This window comes from Synechococcus sp. F70.1 (assembly GCF_047502745.1).
Classification (GTDB): domain Bacteria; phylum Cyanobacteriota; class Cyanobacteriia; order Thermostichales; family Thermostichaceae; genus Thermostichus.
In genome coordinates, this window is the sequence record NZ_JANSJL010000061.1 from 1 (window position 1) to 9,207 (window position 9,207).

The 9,207-nt window shown below is 60.1% G+C and carries 9 protein-coding genes; 5 read left to right on the top strand and 4 right to left on the bottom strand.

Annotated features, from left to right (window positions below):
- Window positions 1-91 precede the first annotated feature (91 nt).
- The 5 genes from NW860_RS06220 to NW860_RS06240 all read left to right on the top strand — a co-directional run bounded on the left by NW860_RS06220 (window position 92) and on the right by NW860_RS06240 (window position 5,058).
- On the top strand, window positions 92-1,303 hold the full coding sequence (locus NW860_RS06220; RefSeq protein WP_414513100.1) for an acetate kinase: 1,212 nt from the start codon (window positions 92-94) through the stop codon (window positions 1,301-1,303).
- 59 nt (window positions 1,304-1,362) lie between these two features.
- Entirely contained in the window at window positions 1,363-1,830 is a 468-nt protein-coding gene (locus tag NW860_RS06225; protein WP_414513102.1) for a hypothetical protein, read from the top strand.
- A 309-nt stretch (window positions 1,831-2,139) separates the two neighbouring features.
- Window positions 2,140-2,409, top strand: a complete 270-nt coding sequence (gene remA, locus NW860_RS06230; protein WP_414394807.1) for an extracellular matrix/biofilm regulator RemA — start codon at window positions 2,140-2,142, stop codon at window positions 2,407-2,409.
- Between the two features lie 84 nt (window positions 2,410-2,493).
- Complete coding sequence (gmk, locus tag NW860_RS06235; protein WP_414394806.1) at window positions 2,494-3,147, top strand: guanylate kinase; 654 nt, start codon at window positions 2,494-2,496, stop codon at window positions 3,145-3,147.
- 291 nt (window positions 3,148-3,438) lie between these two features.
- On the top strand, window positions 3,439-5,058 hold the full coding sequence (locus tag NW860_RS06240) for a cation:proton antiporter (protein ID WP_414513104.1): 1,620 nt from the start codon (window positions 3,439-3,441) through the stop codon (window positions 5,056-5,058).
- Window positions 5,059-5,187: 129 nt separating this feature from the next.
- Here NW860_RS06240 and NW860_RS06245 read toward each other — a convergent pair whose 3' ends face one another.
- The 4 genes from NW860_RS06245 to coaE form a co-directional block, all read right to left on the bottom strand.
- The gene (locus NW860_RS06245) at window positions 5,188-5,682 is read right to left on the bottom strand and encodes a hypothetical protein (protein WP_414513106.1); all 495 of its coding nucleotides are present in this window, start codon (window positions 5,680-5,682) and stop codon (window positions 5,188-5,190) included.
- A 312-nt stretch (window positions 5,683-5,994) separates the two neighbouring features.
- A complete protein-coding gene (locus NW860_RS06250; protein WP_414513235.1) occupies window positions 5,995-8,031 on the bottom strand; it encodes a DNA polymerase III subunit gamma/tau in 2,037 nt (678 codons plus the stop codon).
- Window positions 8,032-8,117: 86 nt separating this feature from the next.
- The gene (locus tag NW860_RS06255; protein WP_414513108.1) at window positions 8,118-8,615 is read right to left on the bottom strand and encodes a hypothetical protein; all 498 of its coding nucleotides are present in this window, start codon (window positions 8,613-8,615) and stop codon (window positions 8,118-8,120) included.
- A gap of 37 nt (window positions 8,616-8,652) precedes the next feature.
- The coding region (gene coaE, locus NW860_RS06260; protein ID WP_414513110.1) for a dephospho-CoA kinase at window positions 8,653-9,207 on the bottom strand (555 nt) is incomplete at its 5' end.

Below are 9,207 nucleotides of genomic sequence, written 5' to 3' on the forward strand. Positions count from 1 at the left end.
ATCAGGGGAAACCTTGGATAAAATGCTGCGCCTTACATCCCCACCTTCAAAGGCGGGGCCTTACGGCGCTTTTTGGTAGAAGGAGGGTCCCGTGCCCATCCTGGTCCTCAACGCCGGCTCCAGCAGCCTTAAATCCTCTCTCTTTGCAACCGTTGAGAGTACGGTGGAGACCACCCCCCTTTGGCAGGCGCAGGTGGACTTTGCCTACCAGCCCGACCAGGCCCTGATTCAAGTCCGGCGGCAGGGCGGTCCCTGGGAGCCTTTTCCCGCCCTTTCCTCTCCCTCCGGCATTAGCGGTTTGGCTCCTCTCTTTCAAAGCCTCTGGCAAGGGGAGGGATCCCTGCTGGCAGGGCCGACTGAGATCAAAGCCATTGGCCACCGGGTGGTGCATGGGGGATCCCTCTACCACCAGCCCACCTTGATCACACCCGAGGTGGAACAGGCCATCGAACAGCTAAGCCCCCTGGCCCCAGCTCACAACCCCCCTGCTCTTGAGGGCATTCGCCTCATGCGCCAGCTATTGCCCGGGATCCCGCAGGTGGCGGTCTTCGACACTGCCTTCCATCAGCAGATGCCCCCGGCAGCCGCCCTTTATCCTCTTCCCTACGCCTGGGCCGAGCAAGGGATCCGCCGCTACGGCTTCCACGGCATCAACCACGAGTACTGTGCCCGCCGCGCCGCTGAGATCCTGGGCCGCCCCCTGGAAGAGCTGCAGCTCATTACCTGCCACCTAGGCAATGGCTGTTCCCTGGCAGCCATTCGCGGGGGCCGAAGCGTCGACACCACTATGGGCTATACCCCCCTAGAGGGCTTGATGATGGGATCTCGCTCCGGCTCGGTGGATCCGGGGATTTTGATCCATCAGTTGCGTCGGGGGATGAGTGTGGAGGAGCTAGACCGGATCTTGAACCGGGAATCGGGCCTGAAGGGCGTGTCTGGCCTGAGCGGCGACATGCGAGTTATCCTGGAAGCCATGCAGGCAGGCCATGCCCGTGCCGAGCTGGCCTTTAGCCTCTTTATCCACCGCCTGCGCAGCCAGATTGGGGCCATGCTCATGAGCCTGGATCGGCTGGATGCATTGGTCTTCTCCGGCGGCATCGGGGAAAACGCGGCGCCAGTACGGGCAGCGGCCTGCGCCAACCTGGGCTTTTTGGGGATTCAAATTGACCCGGTTCTCAATGCTGGATCCCCGCGCAACTGCGACATCAGCACCCGTGACGCGCCAGTACGGGTCCTGGTCATCTCAGCTCAGGAAGACTGGGCCATTGCCAGTGCCTGCCAAAGGCTCCTGCAAGGGGAATAAGCGGCTTCCAGCCAGGTTTTCTGATGCCCTAAACCTGAACTTCAAGGTAAGGAGAACCTATGCAGCCTGCGCAGCGCATGGACAGACAGATCCCCCTGCTGCTCTTGGGTGCTGTTTTGGCAGGGTGCGGGGAGACGACTGGCAGTAGCCCCCTGCCCCCACCGCCTCCCCTACCCCCTCCCTCCCTCACCATTACCGATCTTTCCCCGCGTGCTGTCCCCATAGGGCAAAGCCCCACCTTTGTCATCTCCTTCCGCGTCGAGGCTCCTGCCGGGATCCGCGGATCCAACGCTTTTTTGGCTACCGTCACCACCCCGCTAGGCAACTTCATCCCCCTGGGAGCTTTCGACGCTTCCCAATTGCCCGGCTGCTTCGTCGGAGCCACTGCCTGTACGGTAACAGGGCTTACCCTGACCCAAAACCGCTTTACCGTCACCCAGACGGGATCCCATCAGCTTACCATCAGCGTTTTCGATCGCCAGGAGCGGCTGGGCAGCGGCAGCTCTACCTTTAGCGGCCTGCTCTAATCCAGCCTCTAGTGGTTGCCAGGCAAAACGCCGCGCCTCACCGCTGCGGACATTGACGAGGCTTTACTACTCTGAGGACAATTTCCAGGAGCCATAGAACGGCTGGAAGAAGGCTGAGGGCCGCAAAGCAGGGAACTAGTCCTGGCCAAGCTCCACCAACCGACAGCCCACTCAAGCTCGAGAGAACTTGCCGTCCCAGCAGAAACCTTTGCAGGGCAGGGCCTTGCTGGTCAATGCTAGGCGGCAGTTTGACTTGCTAGCCTGAATGAAGGCTGCTGGCCGGACAGGTGCTAGATTGGCTCACCACCCATGGATACTCGCCTAATCAACATTGGCTTTGGCAACATCGTCGCCGCTGGGCGTGTGATTGCCATTCTTAGTCCCGAGTCAGCTCCCATCAAACGCATCATCAGCGATGCCCGTGAAAGAGGCCAGTTGATCGACGCAACCTACGGTCGCCGCACCCGCGCTGTCATCATCACTGACTCGGGACACGTCATCCTCTCGGCCATTCAGCCGGAAACCGTTGCCAACCGCTTCCTTACTGCCAAAGTCGGGGTGCCGGAGGAACTTGAGTAAAAGCCTCACAGGCAGCCTGCAAAGAGAGGAGTAAGATATCCTAAAGCAAACAAACAACCGTCCAGCCTTCCTCTGTCGATGGCTATGGCCGCCTCTCCTACCGTCCTCCCCTTGCCAGGTTCCCCTGAGGTTGGGCAGACTCAAGGAGCACCCCAATCTCTCACTCCTCGCGGTCGCCTAGTGGTTTTGACGGGGCCCAGTGGAGTGGGCAAAGGAACTCTGGTCAGCCACCTGCGCCAGCGCCACCCTGAGCTGTATCTTTCTGTCTCGGTCACTACCCGTCCCCCTCGTCCCGGTGAACAGGAAGGTGTCAACTACTACTTTCGCACTCGCGAGGAGTTTCTCAGGCTTGTTGAAGCCGGCGAGTTGCTGGAATGGGCGCAGTATGCAGGCAACTTTTACGGCACCCCTCGCCAGATTGTCTTTGAAAAACTCAGCCAGGGACAGGATGTGCTGCTGGAAATTGAGCTGGCTGGAGCCCGCCAGGTGAGAAAACTGTGTCCAGAGGCCATTCGCATTTTCTTGTCCCCTCCTTCTCTGGAAGAGCTTGAACGCCGCATTCGCCAGCGCGGCCAAGATTCCGAAGACAGCATTGAACGTCGCCTGCAGCAGGCCCGCAAGGAATTGGAGGCCAAAGACGAATTCGACTACGTGATTGTTAACGACAACCTAGAGCGAGCTTTGCAGGAGCTGGAAGCTTTACTTTATCCTCCGTCTCTGGGGAAGAACCAGACGTAGTTAAGCCGCCGCAAGCCAAGGTCTACATTCGAAAAGCGCAAGCAGGCCTCAGCCCTAGGAGTGAAGCCGCCAAATCTTTACCCATCCCCTCGCAACGTCCTGCTGTCCTCAAACAGAACCTCGAAAACCCAAACTTGGCAGGAGGTACAGCGGTGGCGCTCGGCTTTGACAGGGGCGGCAGGAGAGCTGTATTCCTGCCTTGCCGGGAGTTGCTATCAGGCGGTGCGCCAGTAGGACGTTTGGCTTGGCAAAGCCTGCCTTGGTGCCAGACGGCAGAGAGAGGTTCTGTTGATGCTGGGCAGTTGGTTGTGGATTTTGGCGATGGGCTTTTTTGTTGGCCAGATCGTGGGCCGATTGGGGATGCCGCCGCTGCTAGGGATGATTCTGGTCGGGATCCTGTTGAGGGAAGTCTTGTCTCCGGAGGTGCTGGCAGCAGCCGGGGATCTGCGCCTGGTGGCTGTAGCGATCATCCTCATGAAAGCCGGCCTAGGGCTGGATCGCGAGAAGCTGGCCCAGCAGGGATCCGTGGCCCTGCGGCTGGGGTTTTTGCCGGCAGCCTGTGAGGCGGTGGCAGTAGCGCTCTTGAGCCGCTGGATCCTGGGGCTGGACTGGGACTGGGAGACGGGGCTGCTTTTGGGGTGTGTGATTGGGGCAGAGTCGCCAGCGGTGATTGTGCCGGGGATGTTGCGCCTCAAAAGCCTGGGCTGGGGCGTGGCCAAAGGGATCCCGGATGCCATTCTCACCGGCAGTGCTCTTTCCGATGTACTGATGCTGCTGGGCTTTAGCTTGTTGCTGAGCCTCTTGGGCCAGGGATCTACAGAAAACGTTCGCCTGTTGGGCTTGGAGCTGTCGCCGCTGCAGTGGCTGCCGTTCCAGGTGGGGATGGAGATCCTGCTGGGCGTGGCCATCGGCTACCTGGCGGCGCGGGTTTTGGTGGCGCTTTTGGTGCAGCAGAACTGGACCCGCAATAGCACGCAGGAGGTGTTGCTGGCAGCCTGCCTGGCGCTGGGCTTGGTGCTGGCGCCGCAGGTATGGCCCTATTTTTCTGGCTACCTGGCGGTGATGGCCATGGGGTTTTTCCTCATCGAGCTGGATGGGCCGCTAGCGCGGCGGCTGCGGGTTGGGTTCGACGCCCTCTGGACAGTGGCGGAGATCGTGCTGTTTGTGCTCCTGGGAGCTTCCCTGGATCTGCAGGTGTTGGGATCCCTGATCCTGCCGGGTTTGTTGCTGCTGACCCTGAGCCTGCTGTTGGGTCGGGGCCTGGGTTGGTGGCTTTCTACCCTGGGAAGTAACTGGAACTGGCGGGAGCGGCTCTTTTTGCTGCCGGGTAACATGGCCAAGGCAACGGTGCAGGCAGCCATCGGCGGCATTCCCTTGGCCCAGGGGATCCCTGGCGGGGAGACGATCCTTGCTCTGGCGGCCTTGTCGATTTTGACCACAGCACCCCTGGGGGCTTGGCTAACTCAGGTCTGTGCCCCTCGGCTGTTGGAAAAGGGAGAGGTGGATCCCACCAAGGTGGGCAGCCAGGGCAGGGTTAGCTTTTTGGCAGCAGTGGACACCTCACCTTTAGCCGAGGCGGTGCTGCGCAAGGTGGCCGACTTGGCGCGGCGGGTGGATGGGGAAGTGATCGTGCTCCATGTAACGGACGAGCCGCAGGGGAAAGGAGTAGAGGAGCTGCAGCAGCTTACCCAGCGCTTGTTGGCAGATATTCGCCACCAGTTTTGCCTGGCTTCGGGGCCCCTGGCAGAAACCATCGTAACCCTAGCTCAAGAGCGGCAGGTAACCGACATAGTCATAGGCAAGCGGGGCCATCGCGGCTGGGAGCAAGTGCTGGTGGGATCCACTTCCCAAGCCGTGTTGGAAACCAGTCCGATCCCAGTCATTCTGGTAGAGCTTACTCGAAGTTCCTAGTTGGCTGGCAGCACCTCCTGAGGGCCAATTTCTGAGCAAAAGCTAGAGCAAGCTCCCGAGAAAGAGAATTCCTACCGATATCCTCTCCAGAAAGTTGTGAGATGGCAGTCGGCAGAAACTCCAAAGGGATTAGGAAATAAGAATCCATCTCTTCCCGGCAAGTGTAAAGCACGCCCTCTGTTTCTGAGTAGGGCAACACCTGGCATCGTTAGGGCCATGAACAAGCATTTCCAAGCAAACTGCAGCTTTTCCTTTAGAGCCGCGCTCAATTGAAATGTTTCTAACGTCAACCCTATCGCCAAGAGACTCAGGCTCTATAAGCGTAGGTTTTTCTTTACCGCCCAGCGACCCTGACAAGCTTATCCAGGATCCGGATCCTCCTTGATTTGTTGCTGCAATTACAATGGTATCCCGGAAGCCGTCACTGTTAAGGTCAGCACGTCTTATGTTTAGAATCTCTGCTACAAGAAAACCTTCCTGGAAAGGGCTGGAACCCCGCCGATATTTGCCGTCTTGAAAGCGAACCTGCTCCATCTCCTCTGAAATAGCTACAAGATACTCAGCGTTTAAGGCTGCTTGTCTGTCTATCTTTGACCTTACTAACGCAATGGCCACTAAGATCAAACAGCCACCCAGAAGACAGCAAACCAACTTAAAAATCGTCCTTTTGCGGGCCATTTCCTTGCTCCTCCAACCTAGATAGGCATTGGGATAGGCTACCCCTACTCCTAATTCAAACCAGACAAGCCAAGAGCTTCAACGCCGTCCTACCCAAAAGACTAAGGATCCAGGAGTCAATTTGACAGGTTGCTCAAGGCGGCTTCTTCTTCCCAAGAGTCAGTTATGATCCTTTCCCTCTCCCTCACGGGAGCTACCCGACAATACCCCGAGATCCAAGCGATCCCTGGAGATTACTGCCCCTCACGCTCCCCTACCTCAAAAATCCTCTTCCGGAGGGGCCTGGGCTGTCGGTAGGCCGTAGCTCTCAGCAGTGGGCAGGTCGGAGGATCCCTCCAGGGCAGACAGATCTGCCGCTACCTCTTCGGGTGTGGCTAGGATCCCTTCCAAATCCACCAGCCTGCCGCTGAAATGCTCGGCAAAGCGGTGGGCCACCTCCACCAGCTCGTGGGTCAGGTCGTAGAAGGGTGGCCTTGCTGTTTGCGGGGCTGGAGCAGTGTTTTTGAGAGGGGGAGATGGGCTTGAGGGCTCCGCCTGACGGGGATCTGAGGAAGGAGAGCTGTTCCCCAGCTTTGAGGGAGAGAGCGGAGGTTGTGGAGCTTTATCCTGGGCCGAGGCTTGGCCAACATGCCCCTCACGCGGTCGAGGCGGGCGCTGCACCACTAGCTTTAGCCGCACCGGGTGCTGCAGCAGGTTGTAAAGGGCGGAGCACACCTCGGCTTCTTTGCTGCGCACCTTGTCCACCAGGCCCTTGCTGGGGAAAGCAAGAGTGATCTCCAAAGTCTCTGTCCCGTTGAGGCGGACGAGGGTCTCTTGCTGCAACTGACCAGATCCCAGCAAGGCTCTGGTAGTAGGAGAGAGGCCCTTGAGGAACTCCTCCCAGCGAGGCTGCAGCAGCTTGGCAGGGGAAGCGACAGGCTCCGGATCGCGAACTTTGGGCTCTGGCGTTGGCGGCGGGGAACCCTCAGAAGGGGAAAGGGGGTTCTGGAAGGCTGTTGCGGCAGGCTGAGGGCTCTGTCCTGCTGACGCGAGTGGCTCTTCGAGGGCTGGGTCAGCTTGGGCAACTTTCCCATCGAGGTTCCTCTCAGCAGCAGAGGGGCCGACAACAGCCCCAGGCGAGAGAGGAGGGGATGGATCGGCAGGGGAGAGCGGCTCGCCACCCTTGCTCTCTATTGGCGGCAGCGGGACGGCGCCCTGGCGCAGCTGGCCCAGCAGATCCAGAAGGGCAATTTCTAGCCAAAGCTGGGGTTGTCCGCTCTGGCGAATTTGGGGTTCGCAGTGGCGCAGGTGGCTCTGGGCCGCTAGCAGCATCTCCAGCGAGTAGCAAGGAGCCCGCTGTTGCAAGGCTGCCCAGGTAGGATCCGTTACAGCCGCCAGCTGCCGTTGCTGTGGGGCCGTCTTGGCCAGGAGCAGATCCCGGTAGAAAGCCGCCAGGCTCTGCAGCACCACCAGGGGCTCTTTGCCTCGCTCCAGCAATTGCCGCGTTTGGGCCAGCACCCCCTCTACGTTCTGAGCCAGCAGAGCATCGGTCAAATCCAAAAGCTGCTGTTCCGGGATCCCCCCCACCAAGTCCCACACCGCTTCTGGAGTGATCGATCCCTCTAGCAAACTGAGCTGATCCAACAGCCGTTCAGCATCCCTTAGCCCGCCCTGGGCAAGTTGGGCCACTAGGTGCAAGGCTTCTGGTGTAATGGGGATCCCTTCCTGGGCGGCGATTTTGCCCAGGTGGGCCACCATCTCCTCTAGAGGAATGCGGTGGAAGTCAAACCGCTGACAGCGGGAAACGATGGTGGGCAGAACCCGCTGGGGGTCGGTGGTGGCTAGGACAAACACCACGCGGGGAGGCGGCTCCTCCAGAGTCTTCAGCAACGCATTGAAGGCCGCATTGCTGAGCATGTGGCATTCGTCAACCACATAGACCTTGTAGCGGCTATTTACTGGCGCAAACTGGGCCCGCTCGATCAGCTCGCGGATGTTGTCCACACCGGTGTTGCTGGCCGCGTCGATCTCCACCACATCCAGAGAAGAGCCGGCGGTGATGGCGCGGCACTGGCTGCACACCTGACAGGGATCCGGCGTTGGCCCCTGCTCACAATTTAAGGACTTGGCCAGAATGCGGGCGCTGGAGGTTTTTCCGGTGCCCCGCGGCCCACAGAACAAATAAGCTGGCGCCACCCGCCCCAGCCGAATGGCATTGGCCAAAGTCTGCACGACTGCCCCTTGGCCCACCACCTCGGCAAAGCGCTGCGGGCGGTATTTCAGGTGCAGGGGCTCATAGCTGCCAGCGGCGGCCATTTCCCGGATCTCCAAGTAGGCAGCGCCTCGGCCGCGTCCTGGGGCTTGTGCGGCCAAGATGCTCTCCTATTCTGGCTGCTGAACTCTCAAGAGCGAGGTGAAGAGGGGGCTTCCTGGACCGGCAGAGCTTTTGGCGGCTCTTTGGGATCCCGGCGACCCCGGCCAAGGAGAGGGGGCAGGGGCAGCTTCCAGCTTGGCTTATCCAATTGATCCATGTCCTGCAGGCGGTAGCTGAGCTGGTACAGTTCCCGCCTAAGCCGGCGGTTTTCTGCCTGAATGGCGGCGATGCGCTCGCGGATGGGCTGCAGGCGGGCCTGCAACTTGCGCCGATAGAGCTGCGGCAGCTCTTGGAGGATCTGCTCCAACACCTGCTTTTCTTGGTAGAGCTGCTCAATCTCGGCCTCGTAGCTGCGAATCTGTCGGCGTTGCTTTTCTTGGCGCAACTCCAAAAGGTCAATCTGGCTTTGCAACAGGCGGTTACGCTCCTTCAGAGCCTGGATTTCCTGCTCTCGCGCGGCCAAAGCTTGCGCCCACCAGGACTCTGCCCTGCTATCCGGCTTGTTGCCGCCAGTCGTTGCTTGCATTGACTCTCCCTCAACCCACCAATCCCCATCCGCTACTCTAGCCGGCCTGCTGGGGCAAGGCCAGGGGTTGCTGGGAAGCCAACGCTTGGTGCACCTGAGCTTCCAGGTCCGCTAGGGATCCAGAATTGTCCAGCACCACGTCAGCCCGACGGACTTTCTCTGCCAAAGGCCACTGGCTGGCCAGGCGAGCTTCGATTTCTGCCGGTGTCAGGAGGGGATCCCGCAAGGCCAGGCGCTGCCGCTGCTGCTCAGGGGTACAGATCACCACCCAGATCTCGCTGGCCCAGTTTTCCATGCCCGCTTCAAAGAGGAGGGGGATCATGAGGCAGAGGGCTGGAGGGACATTCCCTAGAGACCGTTGGTAACTGGGCCGAGCCTCAGCCGCTCCGTGGAACTCGAGAAACTCCCGCAGCCGCGCTTTGACAAACGGGTGGATCTGCGCCTCTAGCCAGGCCCGCTCGGCGGCATCGGCAAAGACAATCCGCCCCAACTTTCGGCGATCCAGCTCTCCCGAGGGATCCTGAATGGCCTGGCCGTAGCGCTGCAGGACCCGCTCGCGGATGGGGGATCCCAGCGCCAAGGCCTGGCGGGC

Coding starts and splice junctions, on each gene's coding strand:
- NW860_RS06225 (WP_414513102.1), top strand. CDS start 1,363: ATGCAGCCTGCGCAGCGCATGGACAGACAGATCCCCCTGCTGCTCTTG.
- remA (WP_414394807.1), top strand. CDS start 2,140: ATGGATACTCGCCTAATCAACATTGGCTTTGGCAACATCGTCGCCGCT.
- gmk (WP_414394806.1), top strand. CDS start 2,494: ATGGCCGCCTCTCCTACCGTCCTCCCCTTGCCAGGTTCCCCTGAGGTT.
- NW860_RS06240 (WP_414513104.1), top strand. CDS start 3,439: ATGCTGGGCAGTTGGTTGTGGATTTTGGCGATGGGCTTTTTTGTTGGC.
- NW860_RS06250 (WP_414513235.1), bottom strand. CDS start 8,031: ATGGCCGCCGCTGGCAGCTATGAGCCCCTGCACCTGAAATACCGCCCG.
- NW860_RS06255 (WP_414513108.1), bottom strand. CDS start 8,615: ATGCAAGCAACGACTGGCGGCAACAAGCCGGATAGCAGGGCAGAGTCC.